22 protein-coding genes are annotated in these 24,271 nt (G+C 71.6%); 4 read left to right on the top strand and 18 right to left on the bottom strand.

The annotated features are described in order from the left end of the window. Positions 1–25: 25 nt before the first annotated feature. From ADL03_RS49535 to pyrR, 14 genes are all read right to left on the bottom strand, one after another. Entirely contained in the window at positions 26–2,965 is a 2,940-nt protein-coding gene (locus tag ADL03_RS49535; protein WP_231641779.1) for a hypothetical protein, read from the bottom strand. A gap of 79 nt (positions 2,966–3,044) precedes the next feature. After that, positions 3,045–4,991, bottom strand: a complete 1,947-nt coding sequence (locus ADL03_RS11710) for a phosphocholine-specific phospholipase C (RefSeq protein ID WP_053733394.1) — start codon at positions 4,989–4,991, stop codon at positions 3,045–3,047. A gap of 275 nt (positions 4,992–5,266) precedes the next feature. Beyond that, positions 5,267–6,469, bottom strand: a complete 1,203-nt coding sequence (metK, locus tag ADL03_RS11705) for a methionine adenosyltransferase (protein WP_053733393.1) — start codon at positions 6,467–6,469, stop codon at positions 5,267–5,269. A 40-nt stretch (positions 6,470–6,509) separates the two neighbouring features. Beyond that, positions 6,510–7,763, bottom strand: coding sequence for a bifunctional phosphopantothenoylcysteine decarboxylase/phosphopantothenate--cysteine ligase CoaBC (coaBC, locus tag ADL03_RS11700; RefSeq protein ID WP_082373061.1), 1,254 nt, complete (start codon positions 7,761–7,763; stop codon positions 6,510–6,512). Positions 7,764–7,968: 205 nt separating this feature from the next. Then, on the bottom strand, positions 7,969–8,250 hold the full coding sequence (rpoZ, locus tag ADL03_RS11695) for a DNA-directed RNA polymerase subunit omega (RefSeq protein WP_053733392.1): 282 nt from the start codon (positions 8,248–8,250) through the stop codon (positions 7,969–7,971). Positions 8,251–8,253: 3 nt separating this feature from the next. Beyond that, entirely contained in the window at positions 8,254–8,850 is a 597-nt protein-coding gene (gene gmk, locus ADL03_RS11690) for a guanylate kinase (RefSeq protein ID WP_053733391.1), read from the bottom strand. Continuing rightward, positions 8,847–9,164: an integration host factor, actinobacterial type gene (gene mihF / locus ADL03_RS11685; RefSeq protein ID WP_053733390.1), complete on the bottom strand. Its 318-nt coding sequence runs from the start codon at positions 9,162–9,164 to the stop codon at positions 8,847–8,849. The genes gmk and mihF overlap by 4 nt, the downstream gene beginning before the upstream one ends. 295 nt (positions 9,165–9,459) lie before the next feature. Then, on the bottom strand, positions 9,460–10,272 hold the full coding sequence (gene pyrF, locus ADL03_RS11680) for an orotidine-5'-phosphate decarboxylase (RefSeq protein ID WP_053733389.1): 813 nt from the start codon (positions 10,270–10,272) through the stop codon (positions 9,460–9,462). Then, the gene (carB, locus tag ADL03_RS11675; protein ID WP_053733388.1) at positions 10,269–13,571 is read right to left on the bottom strand and encodes a carbamoyl-phosphate synthase large subunit; all 3,303 of its coding nucleotides are present in this window, start codon (positions 13,569–13,571) and stop codon (positions 10,269–10,271) included. Before carB ends, pyrF begins: the two co-directional genes overlap by 4 nt. After that, positions 13,571–14,731 carry a glutamine-hydrolyzing carbamoyl-phosphate synthase small subunit gene (carA, locus tag ADL03_RS11670; RefSeq protein ID WP_053733387.1) on the bottom strand — a complete coding sequence of 387 codons (1,161 nt, stop codon included), beginning with the start codon at positions 14,729–14,731 and terminating at the stop codon, positions 13,571–13,573. The genes carB and carA overlap by 1 nt, the downstream gene beginning before the upstream one ends. After that, the gene (locus ADL03_RS11665) at positions 14,680–15,186 is read right to left on the bottom strand and encodes a hypothetical protein (RefSeq protein ID WP_053733952.1); all 507 of its coding nucleotides are present in this window, start codon (positions 15,184–15,186) and stop codon (positions 14,680–14,682) included. The genes carA and ADL03_RS11665 overlap by 52 nt, the downstream gene beginning before the upstream one ends. Further along, a complete protein-coding gene (locus ADL03_RS11660) occupies positions 15,183–16,481 on the bottom strand; it encodes a dihydroorotase (RefSeq protein WP_053733386.1) in 1,299 nt (432 codons plus the stop codon). The genes ADL03_RS11665 and ADL03_RS11660 overlap by 4 nt, the downstream gene beginning before the upstream one ends. Next, positions 16,478–17,410: an aspartate carbamoyltransferase catalytic subunit gene (locus tag ADL03_RS11655; RefSeq protein WP_053733385.1), complete on the bottom strand. Its 933-nt coding sequence runs from the start codon at positions 17,408–17,410 to the stop codon at positions 16,478–16,480. The genes ADL03_RS11660 and ADL03_RS11655 overlap by 4 nt, the downstream gene beginning before the upstream one ends. Beyond that, entirely contained in the window at positions 17,407–17,979 is a 573-nt protein-coding gene (pyrR, locus tag ADL03_RS11650) for a bifunctional pyr operon transcriptional regulator/uracil phosphoribosyltransferase PyrR (RefSeq protein WP_053733384.1), read from the bottom strand. The genes ADL03_RS11655 and pyrR overlap by 4 nt, the downstream gene beginning before the upstream one ends. 257 nt (positions 17,980–18,236) lie before the next feature. Between pyrR and ADL03_RS11645 the strand changes: the two genes are divergently transcribed. Next, on the top strand, positions 18,237–18,725 hold the full coding sequence (locus ADL03_RS11645) for a transcriptional regulator (protein WP_030471611.1): 489 nt from the start codon (positions 18,237–18,239) through the stop codon (positions 18,723–18,725). Positions 18,726–18,775: 50 nt separating this feature from the next. On the opposite strand, the gene ADL03_RS11640 is transcribed toward ADL03_RS11645, so the two are convergent. The 3 genes from ADL03_RS11640 to ADL03_RS11630 all read right to left on the bottom strand — a co-directional run bounded on the left by ADL03_RS11640 (position 18,776) and on the right by ADL03_RS11630 (position 21,215). Then, the gene (locus tag ADL03_RS11640) at positions 18,776–19,507 is read right to left on the bottom strand and encodes a YafY family protein (protein WP_053733951.1); all 732 of its coding nucleotides are present in this window, start codon (positions 19,505–19,507) and stop codon (positions 18,776–18,778) included. Further along, complete coding sequence (locus tag ADL03_RS11635) at positions 19,504–20,337, bottom strand: alpha/beta hydrolase (protein ID WP_053733383.1); 834 nt, start codon at positions 20,335–20,337, stop codon at positions 19,504–19,506. Before ADL03_RS11635 ends, ADL03_RS11640 begins: the two co-directional genes overlap by 4 nt. 68 nt (positions 20,338–20,405) lie before the next feature. Then, complete coding sequence (locus ADL03_RS11630) at positions 20,406–21,215, bottom strand: sigma-70 family RNA polymerase sigma factor (protein WP_053733382.1); 810 nt, start codon at positions 21,213–21,215, stop codon at positions 20,406–20,408. An 87-nt stretch (positions 21,216–21,302) separates the two neighbouring features. On the opposite strand from ADL03_RS11630, the gene ADL03_RS11625 reads away from it, so the two are divergent. Together ADL03_RS11625 and ADL03_RS11620 are read left to right on the top strand one after the other, a co-directional pair. Next, positions 21,303–22,031, top strand: coding sequence for an SDR family oxidoreductase (locus ADL03_RS11625; protein ID WP_053733381.1), 729 nt, complete (start codon positions 21,303–21,305; stop codon positions 22,029–22,031). A 12-nt stretch (positions 22,032–22,043) separates the two neighbouring features. Next, positions 22,044–22,685, top strand: coding sequence for an HD family hydrolase (locus tag ADL03_RS11620; RefSeq protein WP_053733380.1), 642 nt, complete (start codon positions 22,044–22,046; stop codon positions 22,683–22,685). A gap of 19 nt (positions 22,686–22,704) precedes the next feature. On the opposite strand, the gene ADL03_RS11615 is transcribed toward ADL03_RS11620, so the two are convergent. Beyond that, positions 22,705–23,313 carry a dihydrofolate reductase family protein gene (locus ADL03_RS11615; protein ID WP_157528489.1) on the bottom strand — a complete coding sequence of 203 codons (609 nt, stop codon included), beginning with the start codon at positions 23,311–23,313 and terminating at the stop codon, positions 22,705–22,707. A gap of 75 nt (positions 23,314–23,388) precedes the next feature. Here ADL03_RS11615 and ADL03_RS11610 point away from each other — a divergent pair, with 75 nt between their 5' ends. Beyond that, positions 23,389–24,252: a LysR family transcriptional regulator gene (locus tag ADL03_RS11610; RefSeq protein WP_053733378.1), complete on the top strand. Its 864-nt coding sequence runs from the start codon at positions 23,389–23,391 to the stop codon at positions 24,250–24,252. The last annotated feature ends 19 nt before the right edge of the window (positions 24,253–24,271 follow it).

The raw sequence follows: 24,271 nt of genomic DNA, 5'->3' as shown, positions 1-24,271 counted from the left end.
GTCCACTGTGGACCGCACGGCGCGGTCAGAGCACCTCCAGCGGGTCCAGCTTGATCCGCACCAGCTCCTGCTCCTTGCGGGCCGTCCGCACCGCCTGCGCCTCGGCCAGCACGGCGGCCAGCGCCCGGCCCTCAGCGCGTGCCACCCGCACGAGCGCGCGTTCCTTCGTCTCGTCGTCGCCCAGCGGCACCGGCCCGAGGACCTCGCCGGTGGGCGGCAACCGCAGCTCGTCCAGCAGGGCGTTCACCGCGTCCGGCGTGCCGTCGACGGTCGCCATCCGCACGGCGGGCGGGAACCCCAGCTCGGTGCGCGCGGCCAGCTCGGTGGACGCGTGCCACACCGGGTCCCACCGCACCAGCGCCTGCACGGGCGTCAGCGTCGAGTCCGCGACCACCACGACCCGCCCGTTGCCCGGCCGCACCAGTCCCGCCGCGGTCATCCAGCGCCGCAACGCCTCCTCGGACGCCCTCAGGTCGGCCCGCCCGAGCAACGCCCACCCGTCGAGCAGCAGCACCGCGCCGTAGCCGCCCTCGGCCACCGGCTCGGCACCCGGCGTGGCCACCACCAGCGACGGCTTGCCCGGCACCTTGGTCAGCACCTCGTCCGCACCGCTCGTGCGCACCGGATATCCTGGGAACGCCCGCCCCAGCTCCTCCGCGGTGCGCCTGGCCCCGATGACCTGCCCCCGCAACCGGCGCGACCCGCACGTGGGACAGCGGAACCCGGCCTCGGTCGCCGCGCACCACCGGCAGTACGCGGGCCTGGGCTGCCCGTCCTGCGTGCCGCCCGGCAACGCCAACGGCCCCGCGCACTTGCGGCACCGCGCCGGTCCCCGGCACTGCCCGCACGCCAACGCCGGCACGTACCCCCGGCGCGGCACCTGGATCAGCACCGGCGAGTCGGCCAGCGCGAACCGCGCCGCCTCGAACGCGATCGACGGCAACCGCGCCGTGCGGGCCGCCGGGTCCTTCACGTCCTGCCACTCGTTGTCGCCCACCGACACCACCCGCGGCGCGATGGCCCGGAGCGTCTCGCGCGACGCCACGATCTCGTGTGCCCACCCCGTCTCCACCAGCAGCTGCGCCTCGGCCGTGCGGGCGAACCCGCCGATCAGCAACGCCGCACCGTTCATGTGCGCGCGCTGCACCAGCACGTCCCGCACGTTCGGGTACGGCGACCGCGGCTCGACGTGCAGGTCGTCCCCGTCGTCCCACACGACCAGCAACCCGGGATCGACGACCGGCGCGAACGCCGTGGCCCGCGTGCCGACCACCACCCGCGCCACCCCGCGCCGCACCGCCAGCCACCGCTTGTACCGCTCCGACGGCCCCAGGTCCGCCGACAACGTGACCACGCCCTCGATCAGCGCGCTGCACGCCTCGAAGACCCGCGCCACGTCCCGGTGGTCCGGCACCACGATCACCACGCCACGCCCGGTCGACGCCACCGACGCCGCCGCCTCGGCCAGCCGCGCCGGCCAGTCCTCCGACGGCAACGCCTGCCACACCGCGTGCGCCGGCCGCCCGGTGCGCAACGCCTCCAGGTACTTGGGCCCGCGCGGGTATCGCGACCAGGCGTCGGCCGGCACCGGCGGCAACGTGGACCGCACGGGCGCGCTGGCGGCGGCCGCAGGGCTCGCGGGTGAGGTACCGCTCGCTGCGGGGCTTGCGGACGCGGTGGCGCCGGTCGCGGGGCTCACGGGTGTGGCGGCGCTCGCCGCGGGGCTCGCCGACGCGGTGGCGCCGGTCGCAGGACTCACGGGTGAGGTGCCGCTCGCCGCGGGGCTCGCCGACGCGGTGGCGCCGGTCGCAGGACTCGCGGACGAGGGGGTCGCAGGCGAGGGGGCCCCAGGCGCGGTGCCATCGGCTGCCGGGCTCGCGGGCGCGGTGCCATCGGCTGCCGGGCTCGCGGGCGCGGTGCCATCGGCTGCCGGGCTCGCGGGCGCGGTGCCATCGGCTGCGGGGCCTGAGGCCCCAGTGCCGTCGGCCGCTGGGCTCGCGGACGCGGTGGCGTCGGCAGTGGGACTCGCCGACCCGATGCCGTCGGCCGCTGGGCTCGCGGGCGCAGCGGGGTCAGCAGTGGGGCTCGCGGGTGGCGAGGACGCCGAGGTGGTCGGGATGGTGGGAACTCCCGGTGTCACCGCGGCTGTGGCGAGTGGAGGAGCGGCGTGCGGCTGCGCGGGGGTTCCTGGTGCCGTCGCGGTCGCGGCAGGCGAAGAGGCGGCGTCCGTTTCGCCGGGCGCTCCGGCAGGTGCCGGGCTCGGGTCGGCGGCAGGCGTCTCACCCGACGCCGCCTCCTCCGGCCCTGCCGTCCCGGCGCCGGTCGTCTCACCCGACGACGCCGCAGCAGGCCCCGCCGACGCGATCGCCGGGCCCGCGACCGTCCGCACGACTGCCAGGCTCGCAGCCGCCGGCCCTCCGGCCGAGGATTCGCCATGCGGCACCGACCCGGAGTGCTCCCCCTGGTCCGCCGCCGAACCCACCGCCCGGTCCGCCGCCGGGCCCACGGCCTGGTCCGCCGAGCCCGCCGTCACCCACGCCGGGTCCTGCGGCAGAGGTGCCGGTTCGCCTGACGACGCGGCCTCCGCGCGGGCGTGGCGGGGTGGGATGGCCAGGCGCAGCACGTCGATCATCCCGCCCGCGTACCGGTCGGCGACGGCGCGGGCCAGGGCGGCGATCTCCGGCACCAGCACCGGTTCCGGTGAGACGACCTTCTCGATGAAGGTGAGCTTCTTGTCGTAGTCGGTGGTGGCGACGCGCTCCAGCAGGTAGCCGTCGACGAGCTGGCCCGCGAACCGCACGCGGACGCGGCAGCCGGGTACGGCCGCGGTGTCCAGATCGGACGGGACGGCGTAGTCGAAGGGGCGGTCGAGGTGGGCCAGGGGCACGTCCACGACGATGCGCGCAACCGGCAGCGTGTCGGCGGGGACGCGCTCCCCGCGGCGTGCTCCGGTCTTCGTGCTCATGTCCCCTGGTGTATCAGACGGGTCCGACAGTCCCGCGTCGTGGCGGACCTAACCGCCGGAACCCGCCCCATCCAGGTGGTCAGCCGGAGATCGACTCCTGGCCGTTCTCGATGTGGCCGCACAGCCGGCGGCGGAACCGCGGCTCCTCCTCCACCGTCACGGTCAGGTCGTACCAGCCGGAGTTCAGCACCGTCAGCCACGGGATCACGTGCCGGTGGCCGGGGCGGACCACGACCTTGCGGTGGCCCAGCACGAACGTCAGCCGTGAGCGCCCGGTGTTCTCGAACGTGAGCGTCAGCACACGGCTGTACCCGCGCACCGACGACGACACGCGCGCACTGTCGGATGCGGACCCGGCGAACTCGCGGCGGAACCCGTTCGGTCCCAGCAACACCAGGTCGTGGTCGCCCGGCAGGTCGACGGCCTCCGAGCGGGTGACGTCGAAGTGCTGCGGCAACGCGAACTGGCGCGAGTACGGGTACAGCGCGAGGTGCACCGGCTCCGCGCCCGCGTTCGACATCTCCAGCCGGGCGCCACGCAGCGACGCGTCCGGCTGGTACGGCAGCGGGCGCGCGCGGCGTCGTCCCGGCTCCTGCTCCGGCATCTTCTGCTCGGCCGGCGGCGCCGGGCGCCAGCGCGGGGTCGCGGGCGGCACCGGTCCGGGCTCGCCGACCTCGGGCCACGTCCTGCGCCGCTCGAAGTCGAACGCCGAGGTCAGGTCACCGGTCACGGTCCGGCGCCACGCGGAGATCTCCTCCGACCGCACGCCGGTCCAGCGCTCCAGGAACTGCGTCATCGAGGTGTGGTCGAACACCTGCGAGCACACGTACCCGCCGACCGACCACGGCGAGACGACGGTCATCGGCACACGGGCACCCAGCCCGAGCGGCTTGTCGCCGACGTACTCGTCGGTGACCGACAGCGGCGGGCGCGGCGGCGGCACGTGGTCGAAGAAACCGTCGTTCTCGTCGTAGGTGATGAACAGCACCGTCGACTCCCACACCTCCTGGTTGGACGCCAGTGCGTCCAGCACCTGGTAGGTGATCGAGGCCGACGCGGCGGGCGACGACGCGCCGGGGTGTTCGGAGTCCACAGAGGACGGAACGAGGTAGGACACCGCGGGCAGGCGGCCGGAGTTCACGTCCGTGCGGAACGCCTCGCCCAGGCCGCCGGGCCGCACCCGCCGCAGTCCCCTGTCGTACAACGACTTCTCCGCGGGCGTGAGCTTCGACGTGTCGATCGCGCCGATCAGCGCGGGGTCGCCGGTGCCGTAGAGCTTGTCCAGCGACCGGAACCCGGCGGGCAGCACCTTGCGCGCGATCTCCTTGAACCGCGCGTAGAACTCCAGGTTGTTGTCCTGGAAGTTGTCCCACTCCTGGTAGACCTGCCACGACTTCCCGGCCGCCTCCAGGCGTTCCGGGTAGGTCTTCCAGGTGTACCCGGCGTGCGTGTCCTCGCTGTAGGCGGCGTTGCCGGTCGCACGCGTGCCGTCGGGCTCGAAGCCGGTGTAGCCGGACACCCAGTAGTTGCGGTTCGGCGAGGTCGACGACGGCACCGAGCAGTGGTAGGCGTCGCACAGGGTGAAGGTGTCGGCGAGCTCGTAGTGGAACGGGATGTCCTGCCGCGTGTAGTGCGCCATGGTGGCGGCGGTCTTCGCGGGCACCCAGTTGTCGTTCCAGCCGCCGCGCAGGGCCGAGTGGCCGCCGTTCCAGCTGTGGTCGAGGTCCCCGATGTACTGGATGTCACGTCCCGAGGCGGCTTCGCGGACCGGGAACGGCAACACCCCGCTCTGGTTGAACACGCCCCGCAGCGCGTTGCGGTCGGAGAACCCGCGCACGCCCCGCAGCGATCCGAAGTAGTGGTCGAACGAGCGGTTCTCCTGCATCAGCAGCACCACGTGCTTGATCGCCCGCAACCCTCCCCCGCGGGGTTCGCGAGCGAGCGCGGCGTACACCGACGGCGGCAGCAGCGTGCCGGAGGCAGCAGCGACGGCGGCGGCCATGAACCCACGACGAGAGAGCGACATGAGCCGATTTCTAACCCTTCGACATGACGCGGAACCGACCCGCGCATGAACAACGGTCCGGCACGAGCAGGGCCTTTTTCACACCACTCCCCCCGCCGTGGGTGCTTTCGACGCCGTCGCACACCCACGCGGGGACGTCGTCGCTCACCGGGCGAACGCTAGCGGCCCCTGGCACCACAGGCGGAAAGTGCGCGCGAAGGGGAACGTTCCGTGTCCCGAAAGGGAAACGGCCCGCCTCCCCAAGGGGAAGCGGGCCGTGCCCGAAGGGGACCGGATCAGGCGCCGGCCGCGGCGCGCAGGGCGTCCGCGCGGTCGGTCGACTCCCAGGGGAGCTCGATGTCGGTGCGGCCGAAGTGGCCGTACGCGGCGGTCGGGGCGTAGATCGGGCGCAGCAGGTCGAGGTCGCGGATGATCGCGGCCGGGCGCAGGTCGAACACCTCGGTGATGGCCTGCTGGATCTTCTGCGGGTCGACGGTCTCGGTGCCGAAGGTCTCGACGAACAGGCCGACCGGGGCGGCCTTGCCGATGGCGTAGGCGACCTGGACCTCGACGCGGGTGGCCAGGCCCGCGGCGACGGTGTTCTTCGCGACCCAGCGCATGGCGTAGGCGGCGGAGCGGTCGACCTTCGACGGGTCCTTGCCGGAGAAGGCGCCGCCGCCGTGGCGGGCCATGCCGCCGTAGGTGTCGACGATGATCTTGCGGCCGGTCAGGCCCGCGTCACCCATCGGGCCGCCGATGACGAAGCGGCCGGTCGGGTTGGTCAGCAGGCGGACGTCCGTGGTGTCCAGGCCCAGCGCGTCGATCTCCGGCTGCACCACGTGGTTGCGGATGTCGACGCCGAGGAGCTTCTCCAGGTCGATGCCGTCGGCGTGCTGGGTGGACACGACGACGGTGTCCAGGCGCACGGGCTGGTCGCCGGCGTACTCGATGGTGACCTGGGTCTTGCCGTCCGGGCGCAGGTACGGGACGGTGCCGTCCTTGCGGACCGCGGTCAGGCGGCGGGACAGGCGGTGGGCCAGCGCGATCGGCAGCGGCATGAGCTCGGGCGTGTCGGTGCACGCGTAGCCGAACATCAGGCCCTGGTCGCCCGCGCCCTGCTTGTCGATCTCGTCGGCAGCACCCTCGACGCGCTCCTCGAACGCGGTGTCGACGCCCTGCGCGATGTCAGGGGACTGCGAGCCGATGGCGACGTTGACGCCGCACGAGTGGCCGTCGAAGCCCTTGGCGGACGAGTCGTAGCCGATGTCGAGGATCTTCTCGCGGACGATCGTGGGGATGTCCGCGTACGCCTCGGTCGTGACCTCACCGGCCACGTGGACCTGGCCGGTGGTGATGAGCGTCTCCACGGCCACGCGCGAACGCGGGTCCTTGGACAGCAGGGCGTCCAGGATCGAGTCGCTGATCGCGTCACAGATCTTGTCCGGGTGTCCCTCGGTCACCGACTCGCTGGTGAACAGCCTGCTGCTGTGCTGGCTCACGGACACTCCTTCTGAGGCTGGTCGTACGTGCTGTCGAAGTCTACTGAGAACGGGGCAGGCGATCAGCAACCGCGTCCCACATGGTGGAGGCCAGTTGCGCCTTGGACCCGTGTGGGATAACGGTCTCGTCGCCGTCGGCGGACAACAGCCACCCGGCGTTGTCGTCCTGCTCGAACGCCTTGCCGTCGCCCACGGCGTTGAGCACCAGGAGGTCGCAGCCCTTGCGGCGCAGCTTCGCCCTTCCGTAGTCGAGCACGGAGGTCGTCTCGTCACCGGTCTCCGCGGCGAACCCGACGACCAGCTGGCCGTCGCGACGTGCGGCGACCAGCTCCCTGAGGATGTCGGGGTTCTTCGCGAGCGCGATCGGGTCGGGCTCCGCGTCGGTCTTCTTGATCTTGTGGCCGGTCAGCGACAACGGCCGGAAGTCGGCCACCGCGGCGGCCATCACGACCACGTCGGCGTCGGCGGCGACCTCGTGCATCGCGTCGCGCAGCTCGACCGCCGAGCCGATCCGGACCAGGTCGACACCGGCGGGCGTGGTCAGGTCGGCGGTGTTGCCCGCGACCAACGTCACCCTCGCGCCGCGCTGTGCGGCAACCCGTGCGAGCGCGTAGCCCTGCTTGCCCGACGAGCGGTTGCCCAGGAAGCGCACCGGGTCGAGCGGTTCGCGGGTGCCACCGGCGGAGATCGCGACGTGCACGCCCTCCAGCGACCGGGGCAGCGCGTCGGGGCGGGCCAGCAGCAACCGGGCGAGCTCGACGATCTCGGCCGGGTCGGGCAGGCGGCCCTTGCCGGTGTCCTTGCCGGTCAGGCGGCCGCTCGCGGGCTCGGCGACGACCACGCCGCGCGAGCGCAGCAACGCCACGTTGTGCCGCGTGGCCGGGTGCTCCCACATCTCGGTGTGCATCGCGGGCACCAGCAGGACCGGGCAGCGCGCGGTCAGCAGCGTGTTCGTCAGCAGGTCGTCGGCCAGCCCGTGGGCGGCCTTCGCGATCAGGTTCGCCGTCGCGGGCGCCACGACCACCAGGTCGGCGTTCTGCCCGAGCTTGACGTGCGGCACCTCGTGCACGTCGTCGAACGGGTCCGCGGACACGACCTGCCCGGACAGCGCCTCGAACGTGGCGGCGCCGACGAACTTCAGGGCCCCCTCGGTGGGCACCACCCGCACCGAGTGCCCCGACTCGGTCAGCCGGCGCAGCACCTCGCACGCCTTGTACGCGGCGATGCCCCCGCCGACCCCGAGAACGATCCGGGGCTTGACGGGGGCATCGGCGTCAAAAACAGCGGAAGTCAAGAACTCTCCTGCGAAGAACGACGGGCCAAGGGGTCGCCTCTCACGAGAACGAACCTCGCTCGACACCGCGACTCCACGAGGAGGACCTCGCTGGGGGTCCGGGGGTGCGGCCCCCGGCTGGGGCGTGGGGCCTCGGCCCCCGCAGGACACACGAAAGCAGTGCGGTTCGCGCTTTCCGCGAACTCGTTCCGCTCCGAGGTGCGTCCTACGCTTCGCCCTCGGTGTGCTCCAGGAGACCCGCGTGGATCTCGCGCAGAGCGATGGAGAGGGGCTTCTCACGCGGGCCCGGCTCGACGAGCGGGCCGACGTACTCGAGCAGGCCCTCGCCGAGCTGCGCGTAGTAGTCGTTGATCTGGCGGGCACGCTTCGCTGCGTAGATCACCAACGCGTACTTCGAGCTCACCTGCTCAAGCAGGTCGTCGATCGGCGGGTTGGTGATGCCCTCCGGGGAACCGGTCAGCTGACCGAGCTCGGTGTGGGTGATCACTCGTCAAACTCCTGAGATTCGTGGTCCGACCATCAAGGATAGCAAGTCGGCCGCAGCCGATTGCACGTCGGCGTTCACGACGACCTCGTCGAACTCTTTTTCGGCCGCCAGTTCCTCGCGGGCGATGGCGAGCCTGCGCTCGACGACCTCCGGGTGCTCGGTGCCCCGGCCGGTGAGCCGGTCCACCAGGTGCTCCCACGAGGGCGGGGCGAGCATCACGAGCTGGGCCTGCGGCATGGCCACCCGGACCTGCCGGGCGCCCTGCAGCTCGATCTCCAGCAGTGCCGGTCGTCCGGAGGCGAGTGCCTCCTCGACCGGCCTGCGAGGCGTTCCGTAGCAGTTGCCGGCGAACTCCGCGTGTTCGAGGAACTCACCCGCGTCGATCATCTGCTGGAACTTCTCGCGGTCGACGAAGTGGTAGTGCACCCCGTCGGTCTCGCCCGGCCTCGGTTTCCTGGTGGTCACCGAGACGCTGAAGTAGATGTCGGGCTGCTGCCTGCGCAGCTCCGCCAGAACGCTGGACTTGCCGACGCCCGACGGCCCGGACAAGACGGTGAGCCGGGGACGGACAACGCCCGTCCCCGGCTCGAGCCCACTCACTCGCCGCTGAACTCGGTGAGGAGCGCCTTGCGCTGGCGGTCGCCCAGGCCACGCAGACGACGGCTCGGAGCGATCTCGAGACGCTCCATGATCTGCTGCGCACGCACCTTGCCGACGCCCGGCAGGGCCTCCAGCAGGGCGGACACCTTCATCTTGCCCAGGACCTCGTCGCTCTCGGCGGCCTTGAGCACGTCCGTCAGGGTCGTGCCGCCGCGCTTGAGGCGCTCCTTGAGCTCAGCCCGAGCGCGACGAGCGGCAGCAGCCTTCTCCAGCGCTGCGGCCCGCTGCTCCTCGGTAAGCTGGGGAAGAGCCACGATTTCCTCCGTGGTGTGGATTCTTTTCGGATCGGTGCCGCGACCGTACCGACCGCAATTGCCTGGGGACAACGTGACCCAGTCAGGTAAATCTTCAGCGGTCATCTGTGATGCGGCGGGTGGTAGTAGTACCAACACCCTCCGGCGGCCTGATCACCGCCACCGGCAACTCGTCGCACACCGAGGGTGTGCTATGAGGCCGGTGACCAGCGGGGCAGCCGGTGGGCTGGACCCTACCAACACATGTTTGCCCAGGTGAGCGCGCCACACCCCAAAAGCTGTGGCGCGCCCCTCCTCAGAGGCTCTGCTGGACCCTCCGCACGGCGCTGACCAGCGCAGACACGTCCGGTCCGTGTTTGAGAACATCTCGTGAAGAAGTCGGCAGAACTCCGCGCATGTCGGCCCCGAAGAGCCGTTTTAGATCAGCGACCGAGCCGCCCTGGGCACCGAAACCGGGGGCCAGAACCGGGCCGTTGAACCCGGAGAGGTCCACGTCCGTTTCACCGATCGTGGCCCCCACGACGAGACCCACATCGCCGCACGGAGAAATGCCGGAATTCCGAGCCGCGGCGAAATCGATGATCGTCTGTGCGACGGTTCGCCCGTCCGGAGCAGTGGCCCGCTGGACCTGCTCACCCTCCGGGTTCGACGTCAGCGCGAGCACGAACACCCCGCGGCCGGTCGCCCGCGCCGTGTCCAGCGCGGGCTGCAGCGACCCGAAGCCCAGGAACGGCGACACCGTCACGGCGTCCCCCGCCAGCGGCGAGCCGTCGCCGAGGTACGCCTGGGCGTAGGCGGCCATCGTGGAGCCGATGTCGCCGCGCTTGGCGTCGACCAGCACGAGCGTCCCGGAGTCCCGCAGGTCCGCGATCACCCGTTCCAGCACGGCCACCCCGCGCGACCCGTGGGCCTCGAAGAACGCCGCCTGCGGCTTGACCACCGCGACCCGGCCGCCGAACGCCTCGACCGACGTCAGCGCGAACCGTTCGAGGCCCTCCACCGACCGCGAGAGGCCCCAGGAGTCCAGCAACGCCGGGTGCGGGTCGATCCCGACGCACAGCGGCCCGTGTGCCGCAACGGCTTTCGTGAGCCGTTCGCCGAAGGTCATGCCCCACCCCGCAGCGACGCCTGGAGCGCCTGCAGCGGCTGGACCCCGATGTCACCCTGGATGAGCGCCTCGATGCCGTGCACGGCCGCGGCAGCGCCCTGGATCGTGGTGACGCAGGGGATGTCCTTCGCCACGGCGGCGGTGCGGATCTCGTAGCCGTCCACGCGCGGGCCGCTGTTGCCGTACGGGGTGTTGAAGATCATGTCGATCTCGCCGGCCAGGATCATGTCGACGACGTTGCCCTCGCCCTCGAAGTGCTTGCGCACCTCGGTGCACGCGATCCCGTTGCGCTTGAGGACCTCCGCGGTGCCGGCGGTGGCGAGGATCTGGAAGCCCAGGTCCGCCAGCCGCTTGACCGGGAAGATCATCGCGCGCTTGTCGCGGTTCGCGAACGACACGAACACCTTGCCCGCGGTGGGAAGCGAGCCGTAGGAGGCCGTCTGCGACTTCGCGAACGCCTTGCCGAACGAGGAGTCGATGCCCATGACTTCGCCGGTGGACTTCATCTCCGGGCCCAGCAACGAGTCCACGCCGTGGCCCTCGGGCGTGCGGAAGCGGTGGAACTGCATGACCGCTTCCTTGACCGCGACCGGCGCGTGCTCGGGCAGCCGGGCGCCGTCACCGGTGGCCGGCAGGATGCCCTCCTCGCGCAGCTCCGCGATCGTGGCGCCGAGCATGACCCGCGACGCCGCCTTGGCCATCGACACGGCCGTCGCCTTGGACACGAACGGCACCGTGCGCGACGCACGCGGGTTTGCCTCCAAGACGTACAGCACGTCGTCCTTGAGCGCGTACTGGACGTTCAGCAGGCCGCGCACGCCGATGCCGCGCGCGATGGCCTCGGTGGAGCGGCGGACGTTCTCGATGTCGGAGGCGCCCAGCGTGATCGGCGGCAGCGCGCACGACGAGTCGCCGGAGTGCACACCGGCTTCCTCGATGTGCTCCATCACGCCGCCGATGAACACCTCGTCGCCGTCGCACAGCGCGTCGACGTCGATCTCGATGGCGTCGTCGAGGAACCGGTCGACCAGCACCGGGTGCTCGGGCGTCACCTCGGTCGCGCGGGCGATGTAGCCCGACAGCGACTCCTCGTCGTAGACGATCTCCATGCCGCGGCCGCCGAGCACGTAGGAGGGGCGCACGAGGACCGGGTAGCCGATCTCGTCCGCGATCTCCTTGGCCTCGCCGAACGACGTGGCGGTGCCGAACTTCGGCGCGGGCAGCCCCGCCTCGGTGAGCACCTTGCCGAACTGGCCGCGGTCCTCGGCGAGGTGGATCGCCTCCGGCGTGGTGCCCACGACCGGCACACCGGCGTCGGCCAGGCGCTTCGCGAGACCCAGCGGCGTCTGGCCGCCCAGCTGCACGATCACGCCGGCGACCTCGCCGGAGCGCTGCTCGGAGTGCACGACCTCCAGCACGTCCTCGAACGTCAGCGGCTCGAAGTACAGGCGGTCGGAGGTGTCGTAGTCGGTCGACACCGTCTCCGGGTTGCAGTTGACCATCACGGTCTCGTACCCGGCCGCGCGCAGCGCCATCGCCGCGTGCACGCACGAGTAGTCGAACTCGATGCCCTGCCCGATGCGGTTCGGCCCGGAGCCCAGGATCAGCACCTTGGGCTTCTCGCGCTGCTCGGCGACCTCGGACTCGGCGTCCGGGTCGAGCTCGTAGGCGGAGTAGTGGTACGGCGTCTCCGACTTGAACTCGGCCGCGCACGTGTCGACGGTCTTGTAGACCGGCCGCACGCCCAGGCGGTGCCGCAGCGTGCGCACACCGTCCTCACCGGCGAGCTCGGGCCGCAGCGTCGAGATCTGCCGGTCCGACAGCCCGGCGCGCTTGGCCTTGCGCAGCAACGGTTCGTCGAGCACGGGAGCGTCGAGCAGCTCCTGGCGCAGGGTGCCGAGCCACGCGATCTGCTCGATGAACCACGGGTCGATGCCCGACGCCCGGTGCACGTCCTCGATGGACGCACCGAGCCGCAGCGCGCGTTCGACGGTGTAGAGCCGCCCGTCGTGGCCACGCTCCAGCTGCTTGAGCGTGGACTCCAGCGTCGCGTCCTCGGGGTCGGGCTGGGTCCAGAACCCGACCGACTTGGTCTCCAGCGACCGCAGCGCCTTGCCCAGCGCCTCCACGAAGTTCCGGCCGATCGACATGGCCTCGCCGACCGACTTCATCGTGGTCGTCAGCGTCGGGTCGGCACCGGGGAACTTCTCGAACGCGAACCGCGGCGCCTTCACGACGACGTAGTCCAGGGTCGGCTCGAACGACGCCGGCGTCTCACCGGTGATGTCGTTGGTGATCTCGTCGAGCGTGTAGCCGATGGCGAGCTTCGCGGCGATCTTGGCGATCGGGAAGCCGGTCGCCTTCGAGGCCAGCGCCGAGGACCGCGACACCCGCGGGTTCATCTCGATCACGACCATGCGGCCGTTCTCGGGGTGGATGGCGAACTGGATGTTGCAGCCGCCGGTGTCGACGCCGACCTCGCGGATGACCTGGATGCCGACGTCGCGCATGTGCTGGTACTCGCGGTCGGTCAGCGTCATCGCGGGCGCCACCGTCACCGAGTCGCCGGTGTGCACGCCCATCGGGTCGATGTTCTCGATCGAGCAGATGACCACGACGTTGTCGTTGCGGTCGCGCATCAGCTCGAGCTCGTACTCCTTCCACCCGAGCACGCTCTCCTCGATGAGCACCTCGGTGACCGGGGACTCCTCCAGGCCGATGGCCGCGAGGCGCTCCAGATCCTCGGAGGTGTAGGCCATGCCGGAGCCCAGGCCGCCCATCGTGAACGACGGCCGGATGACCACGGGCAGGCCCAGCTCCGCGACGGTCTTGCGGACCTCGTCCATCGTGTTGCACACGGCCGAGCGCGGGACGTCGGCGCCGATCCTGCGCACCAGGTCCTTGAAGATCTGCCGGTCCTCGCCGCGCTGGATGGCGTCGACGTTCGCGCCGATCAGCTCGACGTTGTACTTCTCCAGCACGCCGCGCTCGTGCAGCGCGATGGCCGTGTTCAGCGCGGTCTGGCCGCCCAGCGTCGCCAGGATCGCGTCCGGGCGTTCCTGCGCGATGACCTTCTCCACGAACTCGGCCGTGATCGGCTCGATGTAGGTGGCGTCGGCGAACTCGGGGTCGGTCATGATCGTCGCCGGGTTCGAGTTCACCAGGCTGACCCTGATGCCCTCCTCCCGCAGCACCCGGCACGCCTGCGTGCCCGAGTAGTCGAACTCACAGGCCTGACCGATGACGATCGGGCCGGAGCCGATGACGAGAATGTGCTTGAGATCGGTCCTCTTCGGCATCAGCGGGCCTCATTCATCAGCGTCACGAACTCGTCGAACAGGGGCGCGGCGTCGTGCGGTCCGGCCGCGGCCTCTGGGTGGTACTGCACGGAGAACGCCGGTGCGTCGAGCAGCCGGACGCCCTCGACGGTGCCGTCGTTGGGGCAGTAGTGCGACAGCACGGCGCGGCCGAACTCGGAGGAGAACTCCTCCCCCGGCGTGCCCTCCAGCGCGAACCCGTGGTTCTGGGAGGTGATGGCGACCTTGCCGGTGGCGACGTCGATCACCGGGATGTTGATGCCGCGGTGGCCGTAGCGCATCTTGTACGTGCCGCGGCCGACCGCGCGGCCCAGGATCTGGTTGCCGAAGCAGATGCCGAACAGCGGCAGCTTGCGGCCCAGAGCTTCCCTGGTGAGCGCGATGGCGTGGTCCTGCGTGGCCGGGTCGCCGGGGCCGTTGGAGAGGAACAACCCGTCCGGGCTGACCTTGAGGATGTCCTCGAACGAGCTGGTCAGCGGCAGCACGTGCACCTCGATGCCGCGTGCCGCCATCATCCGCGGGGTGTTGGACTTGATGCCCAGGTCGAGCGCGGCGACGGTGAACTTCTTCTCGCCGATCGCCTCGACCACGTACGGCTGGTCCGTGGTGACGTCGACGGCGAGGTTCGCGCCGAGCATCTGCGCGGAGGCCTTGACCCGCTCGACCATCGACGCGTCGTCGGTCAGCTCGGGGCCGGAGAACACACCGGCGCGCATGGCGCCCTGCTCGCGGATGTGGCGGGTCAGGGTGCGGGTGTCGAGGCCCGCGATGCCGACGACGCCCTGGCTGGCCAGCTCCTCGTCGAGACCGCGCCGGGAGCGCCAGTTCGACGGGGTGCGCGCGGGGTCGCGGACCACGTAGCCGGCGACCCAGATCTTCCTGGACTCGTCGTCCTCGTCGTTCCAGCCGGTGTTGCCGATCTGCGGCGCGGTCTGCACCACGATCTGGCGGTGGTAGGAGGGGTCGGTCAGGGTTTCCTGGTAACCGGTCATGGCCGTGGAGAACACGACCTCGCCGAGCGAGACGCCGGTCGCTCCGTACGCCTCGCCGCGGAAGACACGTCCGTCTTCCAGCACCAATGCCGCGTTCGTCACGCCTTGCCCTCCGTGTTCGATGGGTGCGCGCTCAGCGCGGCGACCCATTCGTCGTAAACGTCCTTGTCGTCGCCACGGAACCCCGTGTCGAAGAGGTGGCCCTGGTTCTCCCACTGGACCACCAGCAGGCCTTCCTCGCTGAACATGACCTTCCCGGCGAGCCCGCGGTCGGTGCGGGCGGCCCGGACGGCCCCGGCGGGGATGAAGATCGGTGTCGCACCGACGCGGTCGATGGCGACGCCCTCGGGCACCAGGCTCAGCGTCGCCTCCGCGCGGTGGCCGATGTCGCCCACCTGGACGCGGTCCTGCCAGTTGCCCGCGTTCGTCGTTCCGATGTAGACGCCCGTGGTCGAGAGCGCCGGTGTGCCGAGGTGCTCCGGCGTCGCGGGGAACGCGGGCAGGCCGGCCTGTGCGCGCTGGCGGCGCTTCCAGCCGTGCCACATGCCGTAGACGCACAGAGCGAAGAAGACGAGAACGGCCAGTGACAGCAGAACGCGGCTCATCCGGCAATCCTTCCCGCCAGTGCGGTGACCCGGCCACGCAAGATGGTGGCGGTCACCGCGCCGGGCAGCTCCATGCCCTCGAACGGGGTGTTGCCCGCGATGCTCGCGAGCTCCGCGCCGTTCACGGTCCACGTGGCGTCCGGGTCGACCAGCACGAGGTTCGCGGGCTCGCCGACCTCGATCGGGCGGCCCTGGTCGGTCAGGCCGGCGATCTCGGCGGGCTTCTCGCTCATCACCCGCGCGACACCGCGCCAGTCGAGCAGGCCGGTCTTCACCATCGTCTCCACGACGATCCCGAGCGCGGTCTGCAGGCCGAGCATGCCGGGACGGGCCGCCGACCACTCGCAGTCCTTGTCCTGGACGGCGTGCGGCGCGTGGTCCGTCGCCACGCAGTCGATGGTGCCGTCGGCCAGCGCCTGGCGCAGCGCGTCGACGTCGGTCCGCGTGCGCAGCGGGGGGTTGACCTTGTTGACCGGGTCGTAGGTGCTCAGCCGGTCGTCGGTCAGGATCAGGTGGTGCGGGGTGACCTCGGCGGAGACCTTCGTGCCACGCGCCTTGGCCCACCTCAGCACGTCCGCCGTGCCGGTGGTGCTGACGTGGCAGACGTGCAGCTTCGCGCCGACCTGCCGCGCGAGGATGCAGTCGCGGGCCACGATCGACTCCTCGGCCGCGGCGGGCCAGCCCTGCAGGCCCAGCCGGGAGGCGTTCTCGCCCTCGTGCGCCTGGGCGCCGACGGTCAGCCGCGGTTCCTCGGCGTGCTGGGCGATGACGGCACCCAGGGACTTGGAGTACTCCAGCGCCCGCCGCATGATCAGCGGGTCGTGCACGCAGTGGCCGTCGTCGGAGAAGACCCGGACGTTCGCCTTGGACTTCGCCATCGTGCCGAGCTCGGCGAGCTTCTCGCCCTTGAGCCCGACGGTGACGGCGCCGACCGGGTGGACGTCGACCAGGCCGACCTCCTGCCCGCGGCGGGCGACGTGCTCGACGATCACGGCGTTGTCGGCGACCGGGTCGGTGTTGGCCATGGCGAAGACGGCCGTGTAGCCACCGAGTGCGGCGGCCCTGGAGCCCGTCTCGATGGTCTCGGTGTCCTCGCGGCCGGGTTCGCGCAGGTGGGTGTGCAGGTCCACGAAGCCCGGCAGCAGAACCGCGCCGTTGCCCTCGATGACCTCCGCGTCCTCATCTCCGTGCCGGCTTGAATCGTCTAGGCGAGCGATCACACCGTCACGGATCAGGATGTCACGCGGTTCCCCCTCGCCATAGGGACGAACTCCCTTGAGCAGCAAGGGTTTCACGCGGTTTCCTCCTCATGGGCGAGCAAGTGGTAGAGCACGGCCATGCGCACGTGGACACCGTTGCGGACCTGCTCGGTGATGGCGGCCTGCGGGCTGTCGGCGACGACGGAGGCGATCTCCATGCCGCGCAGCATCGGGCCGGGGTGCAGCACGACGGCGTGCTCGGGCAGCAGCTTCAAGCGGCGCTCGTTGAGGCCGTAGGCGATCGAGTACTCGCGCGAGCTCGGGAAGAACCCGCCGGTCATCCGCTCGGCCTGCACGCGCAGCAGCATCACGGCGTCCTGCGAGGGCAGCTCGGCGTCGATCTCGTGCGAGAGGGCGACCGGCCAGTTCTCCACGCCCACCGGCAGCAGCGTGGGCGGGGCGACCAGCGTGACCTCGGCGCCGAGCGCGGTGAGCAGGTGCACGTTCGACCGCGCCACCCGGCTGTGCAGCACGTCGCCGACGATCGCGACCCGGCGGCCGTCGAGGCTGCCGAGGCGGTCGCGCAACGTGGCGGCGTCGAGCAGCGCCTGGGTCGGGTGCTCGTGCATGCCGTCGCCCGCGTTCACCACGGACGTGCCGGTGTGCTTGAGCCAGCCCGCGAGCCGGTGCGCCGCACCGGACGCCGGGTGCCGCACGATCACGCAGTCGGCGCCCGCGGCCTGCAGCGTCAGAGCGGTGTCGCGCAGCGACTCGCCCTTGCCGACGCTGGAACCGGAGCTGCTGACGTTGATCACGTCGGCGGACATCCACTTGCCGGCGATCTCGAACGAGACGCGGGTGCGGGTGCTGTTCTCGTAGAACATGGTGATCACGGTGCGGCCGCGCAGCGTCGGCAGCTTGCGCACCTCGCGGCCGAGCAACGCCTGCTTGAGGCGGTCGGCGGTGTCGAGGATCGCCGTCGCCTGGTCGCGGCCGAGCCCGTCGGTGGAGAGCAGGTGCTTCACTTCAGCACCACCCCGTCGCGGCCGTCGAACTCCTCCAGGAGCACGACGACGTCCTCGGTCTTGGCCGTCGGCAGGTTCTTGCCGACGTAGTCCGCGCGGATCGGCAGCTCGCGGTGGCCGCGGTCGACCAGCACGGCGAGCTGCACCGCGCGGGGCCGGCCGTGGTCGCGCAGGGCGTCGAGGGCGGCGCGGATGGTGCGGCCGGAGAACAGGACGTCGTCCACGAGCACGACGAGCTTGTCGTCGATGCCGCCCTCGGGCAGCTTCGTGGTCTCCAGCGGCCTGGTCGGTCCGCGGCGGAGGTCGTCGCGGTAGAGGGTGATGTCGAGGGTGCCCTCGCCGACCGCCTTACCACAGAACTCGGCGATCTTGGCCGCCAGTCGGCGGGCGAGAGGGGCTCCCCTGGAGGGAATACCCATCAAGACGACATCGGGTGCGCTGGGTGCATCGAGAGCGGTCTTCTCGATGATCTGATGGGCCATTCGGGCGACAGTGCGCGCGACATCACCGGCCGACAGGATCTCTCGATCCCCGGCCGGATCCGTCGCGCCACGTTGACGTGACGCCACGGCTGGACCTCCTTCCCCGCCTCACTGGACGGGTCCTTAAAGGACGTCGGACACCTATGAACAACTAGGCTGACCTGCACCGTATCACCTACGGACGGTCAACCATCCGAGTGGTGTCGCACGCGTGGCGAGCGTCTCTCCCTGAGATCAGCTTGACCTGTCGACCACGGCGAGTAATCATTACTCTGCGTATCGATCTAAGCCTCCCCGCAGCGCGGCCGTACTGCTGACGGGGCGAATGAACGGAGAACCGCCACATGGGCGACTACGCCAAGGCGCTGGGGGCCAAGCTCCGCGCTATCCGCCAGCAGCAGGGTCTGTCCCTGCACGGCGTCGAGCAGAAGTCCGGCGGTCGCTGGAAGGCCGTGGTCGTCGGCTCCTACGAGCGTGGTGACCGCGCGGTGACCGTGCAGAAGCTCGCCGAGCTGGCCGACTTCTACGGGGTCCCCGTCGCCGAGCTCCTGCCGGAGGGCCGCGTGCCGTCCGGTGCCGAGCCCGCCACGAAGATCGTGATCAACCTCGAACGGCTGCAGCAGCTGCCGGTTGAGAAGGTCGGTCCGCTGGCCCGCTACGCCGCGACGATCCAGTCGCAGCGCGGCGACTACAACGGCAAGGTCCTCTCGATCCGCACCGAGGACCTCCGTTCGCTGGCCATCATCTACGACATGACCCCCGGTGAGCTCACCGAACAGCTGATCGACTGGGGTGTGCTGCCTCCCGAGGCCCGCCCGGCCAAGGAAGACTGAGCACCACCTCCGCGGCTCCCCGTTCGGAGCAATGGCTCCCTCACGTCCTGTCAGTCGCCCTGGGACGTCGAGGGGGCCATTGCTGCATTCAGGGGATCCAGCGTCGCGGGCCGCACGGCGCCGGCGGCCGGCGAGCCGCGCAGCAGCTCGTTCAGGTCGTGCCGCCGCGCCTGCTCGCCGACGGGCACCGCCGACGTGATCCGGTCCAGCCGGAAGCCCCGACCGGCCCGGCGGGTGCGGCACCACGCGATGAGGTACCACCGGCCGTCGGCGGTGAGCAGCCCGGCGGGTTCCACGACGCGGCCGGTCTCCCGGCCGGCGCCGTCGGTGTAGGTCAGGCACAGCACCGCGTTCGTGGCCAGCGCCTGGTGGACGGCTTCCCGGACGCGTGCATCGGTTCGCGACGGCACCGCGACGATGCGGGCGGCGAGCTGACCGGCCGCGGCCGTCGCGGGACCGTTCAGCACTGCCGCGATCTTCTGGAACGCCGTGCGGGCGGCGGCCGAGCCGTCGGCCCCGGCGAGTGCGGCGGCCAGCACCGCCGCCTCGTCCGGCGTGAGGTGGATCGGCGGCAGGGTCATCGCCGGGTCGATCGACCAGCCCCCGCCACGTCCCGGCGTGGTCCGCACCGGGACACCGGTCCCCATCAACGCCTGCAGGTCGCGCTGCACGGTCCGCGTGCTGACCTCGAGCCGGGCGGCGAGGACGGCGACCGTCACCGGTCTCGGCGCCGCCGCGCGCAACTCCTCCACCAGCGCGTACAGCCGGGCGGTGCGGTTCACCACCCTGATTCTGCCAAGAACTCCCGCTCACGCCGCCGCTCGCGTTCGGTGATCATCAGCGGGTGCAGGGTGAAGCCGTGCGGTGCCCCCGCGACGACGGTCAGCCGCACGGGCGCCGGCCACCGCCGCGCGAGGGCCAGGGAGTCGTCGAGCAGCGGGTCCTCGGTGCCGACGACGATCCTCGCGGGCGGCACGCCGGTCAGGTCGGCGAACAGGGGCGAGACGTCCGGTGACCGCCGCTGCTCGGCCGTCATCCCCGGCGTGAACTGCTCGTAGGTGCGTGCCAGCCGGGCGGTGCCGGCCCTCGACAGGTCGTAGGCGCCGAACACGAGGTTGGCCGCGCGGAAGACACCGGGCAGGCGCAGCACCGTGAGGACGCTCAGGTGGGCGCCCGCCGACTCGCCGCCGATCAGCAGCCTGCTCGTGCCGAACTCCGCCACGGCGCTGCCGGCCAGCCACCGCGCGGCCGCCGCGCAGTCGTCGGGGCCGGCCGGGAAGGGGTGCTCCGGGGCGAGGCGGTACTCGACGCTCACCACGGCCAGCCGCGCCTCCTGAGCGAGCCGCCACAGCCGCTCGTCCTGCCCGTCCGCCGAGCCGAACGACCAGCCACCGCCGTGCACGTGCAGGTACACGCCGTCGACCCGGTCCGGCGTGAAGACCCGGACGCCGACGCCGGAGACGACGCGGTCCCGGCCCTGCGGCAGCCTGACCGGTGACGTGTCACCGCCGAGCCGGTTGCGCCGCAGGACCTCCAGCGGCTGTTCCACGGCCCGCAACCGGCTGGTGAGCTCCCGCGTCTCGGCGAGGAGGTCCTCATCGGTGATCTTCATGCCGCGGACGTTCCCAGCCGTCCGCGACACCGCCCTGTCACCTTTGCGAGGTGAGCCGCGTCACGTTCTCAAGCCACGAGGCGCGCGAGCTGCTCCCTGTCCTGGATCACGTGGATCGCGGCGATCTGCCCGTCCCGGACGGTGAACGCCATCGCCGAGAACAGCACGCCGTCGACCGACGTGACGAAGCCGGCCTCGCCGCCGATGAGCGCGAACCGGATCTCCACCGTCGTCGCGAACCGGCGGAACGTGCTGGCGCGTCCCGCCACCGCACGCGCTCCGATGACCTCGAGGGCACCGGCGCGCAGCACGACGTCGGGGTGCAGCACCGACACCAGCCCCTCCAGGTCTCCCTCGCGGGACGCCTTGAGGAACGCGTTCACCGCCGCCCGCTGCTTCGGCAGGTCGACGTTCGACCGCGGCCGTTCCTGCACGCGTTTGCGCGCACGGGACGCGAGCTGGCGGGTGGCCACCGGCGTCTTGTCGATCAACGGCGCGATGTCGTCGAACGGCACCGCGAACATGTCGTGCAGCACGAACGCCAGCCGCTCGTCGGGCTTGAGGGTGTCCAGCACGATCAGCATCGCGAGCCCCACCTGGTCGTTGGCGACCGCCTGCTGTTCCGGCTCCTCAGCGGCGTCGATCACCGGGTCCGGCATCTCGAAGGCGTGCTCGCGCCGGTCGCGCAGCATGGTCAGGCACACGCGGGCGACGACCGTCGTGAGCCAGCCCTGCGGGTTCACCACCTCGCCGGTGTCGGCCCGCTGCACCCGCAGCCACGCCTCCTGCAGCGCGTCATCGGCCTCGGCGAACGACCCGAGCATCCGGTGGGCGACGGCGCGCAGCCGGCTGCGCTCCTGCTCGAACTGCGCGATCAAAGCTCCCCCTGTGGCCTGGCGCACACGCTGTCACGTTCCCCGGCGCCGCCGGGTCAACCGGGCAGCGACTCACTTTGGAGGGTAATCATGAAGATCCTCGTCACGGGCGGCACCGGCACCCTCGGCCGGCACGTCGTCGGGCTGCTGCGGGCACGCGGCGCCGAGGTCGTGGTGCTGAGCAGGCACTCGGGCCTGGTGTGCGACCTGCTCGCCGGTGACGTCCCCGCGATCGACGCCGACGTCGTCGTGCACCTCGCCGGCGGTCAGAAGGGCGACGACGTGGCGACCCGCAACCTGCTCGCCGCCTGCACGGGCGTGCGCCACCTCGTGTACATCTCGGTGATCGGCGCGGACACCGTGCCGCTGGCGTGGCTGCGCACCAAGCTCGCCTGCGAGCAGGCCGTCGCCGTGTCGGGCATCCCGTTCACGATCCTGCGCGCCGCCCAGTTCCACGACCTGACGCTGACGATGGTGCGGGCCATGGCGAAGCTGCCGGTCGTGCCGGTGCCGGGCCTGCGCCTGCAGCCGGTCGACGCCGCGGACGTGGCCGCCCGCATCGCCGAGCTCGCACTGGGCGCGCCCGCCGGTCGCGTGGCCGATCTCGCCGGACCGGCCGAGTACGAGCTCAAGCAGCTGGTGCGCGACTACCTGACCAGTGCGGGCAAGCGGCGGCCCATCGTGCCCGTGCGGCTGCCGGGCAAGGTGGGGAAGGCGTACCGGGACGGGCACAACCTCACCCTGGACGGCGACCGCGGGACCCGCACGTGGGCGCAGTTCCTGGCGGCCGCCCAAGCCGGTGATGTTCTGGCCCGGTGACATCCTGGCGGGGTGACATCCGCTGACACACACCTGCTCACCGACCGCACGCCGCTGCCGGACGGCCTGGACGCCCGGCTGCGCGACCACCTCACGTTCCTGATCGAGGTCGACAAGCTGAAGACGGTCCTGCGCCAGTCCCCGCTCGCCGCGGCCGACCGCAGGGAGAACGACGCCGAGCACTCCTGGCACCTCGCGCTCATGGTCCTGGTCCTCGCCGAGTACGCCGACGAGCCCGTTGACGTCGGCCACACGATCAAGCTCGTGGTCGTGCACGACCTCGTCGAGATCTACGCGGGCGACACCCCGCTCTACGACACCGAGATGGGCACCGGCCAGCAGGACCGCGAGGAGGCCGCCGCCGACCGGTTGTTCGGCCTGCTGCCCACCGACACGGCGGGCGAGCTGCGGGCGTTGTGGGACGAGTTCGAGGCGCGCGCCACGCCGGAGGCCCGGTTCGCGAAGGCCATGGACCGGCTCCAACCCCTGCTGCTCAACTGGATGGCCAAGGGCGGCACCTGGCGCACGCCCGGCGTCACCGCGGCCGACGTGCGCGCCCGCAAGGCGGTCATCGGCGAGGCGTCGGCGGCGCTGTGGGACGCCGGACGGCACCTGATCGACGAGGGCGAGCGCCGCGGGTGGGCGCGCGGCTAGCGGTCTGCGGACCCCACCTTCACGGCCGCACCACGCGGTAGGTCAGGTGCGTGAACGTGGCGGCGGGGCGTGACTCGACCTGCTCCAGCGTGAGACCGGGGACGCCGTCGAACAGCCGGGTGCCGGCGCCGAGGGTGACCGGCACGATCCGCAGGCGCAGCTCGTCGACCAGGCCGGCGGCGAGGTACTGGTTGACGGTCGTCGCACCGCCGTGGATGGAGATGTTGCGGTCACCGGCGGCGTCACGGGCGCGGTCGAGGGCCGCCTCGATGCCGTCGGTGACGAAGTGGAAGGTCGTGCCACCCTGCATCGGCTGCGGGTCGCGCGGGTGGTGGGTGAGGACGAACACCGGTGCGTGGTAGGGCGGCTCCTCGCCCCACCAGCCGTTCCACGGCCGGTCCCACTCACCCCGGACCGGGCCGAACATGTTGCGGCCCATGATGAACGCCCCGGTCTGCGCGAGCCGGTCGAGCTGCAGGCGCTGCTCGGCGGGGTCGTCGTACCAGGCGTGCAACGTGCTGCCCCAGCCGTCACCGCCGTCATCGCCGAACGGGCGTTCCTCGGTCTGGTTGTGCCCGGCCGCGAAGCCGTCGAGGGAGATGGAGAGGTCGCAGGTCACCTTGGTCATGCGGAAGAGCATGGCGCCGCTGACGCATGACGTCCAATGCCAGAACCGGCGCGAATTCATTGATAACGTTGATGGGTGCTCAGCCTGGTGCACCTCAAGGTCCTGGCCGCGGTGGCCCGGTACGGTTCGGTGACCGAAGCCGCGAAGCAGCTGCACTACTCGCAGCCGTCGGTGAGCCACCACCTGGCGCGGCTGGAGGCGGCGACGGGCGTCAAGCTCGTGCACCGCGTCGGCCGCGGGATCCGGTTGACGCCGGAGGGGCAGCTGCTGGCCGGTCGCGCCGCCGAGATCGTGGGCCGGGTCGACGCGGCGGCCGCGGAACTGGCCGCCCAGGCCGGGTTGCGGTCGGGACGGGTGCGGCTGGCGGCGAACGCGTCCACGCTGAGCACGCTCGTGCCCCGGGCCGCCGCCGCACTGGCGCTGGCGCACCCCGGACTCGAGCTCGGCCTGACCGAGCAGCACCCGGTCGAGGCGGTGCGGCTGCTGCGGCGCGGTGAGGTCGAGATCGCCCTGATCTTCCGCCACCCCGACGACCCGGTGGACCACGACGACCTGCGCGTGGTCCACCTCGGTGACGACCCCGTCCACCTGCTCAGCCGCACACCGGACGACCGCCTCGCGAACCACCGCGACTCCGCCTGGATCGGCGGCTGCGCCGCGTGCCAGGAGGAGCTGGTGGCCGTCTGCCGGCGCGCGGGCTTCACGCCCAGGATCACCTCGCACAGCGACGACATCGTGGTCGTGCAGGCGCTCGTCGCCGCGGGCGCCGGTGTCGCGTTGCAACCGGGCCTCGCGCTCCAGGCACACCACCGCGAGGGGGTGCACGCCAGCGAGATCCCCGGTTTCCGGCGGCAGCTCCACGCCGTCACCTACGGCGACCCGCCCGACCCGCCCGGCGTCGCCGCCGTCCTGGCCGCGCTCACCGAGGCCGTGCGCTGAACGGCCGCCCGCTCCCGAA

This window comes from Nocardia sp. NRRL S-836 (genome assembly GCF_001279525.1).
Lineage (GTDB): Bacteria > Actinomycetota > Actinomycetes > Mycobacteriales > Pseudonocardiaceae > Lentzea.
Note: the sequence above shows the minus strand (reverse complement) of the source record. Positions and strands in the feature narration are given on the sequence as shown.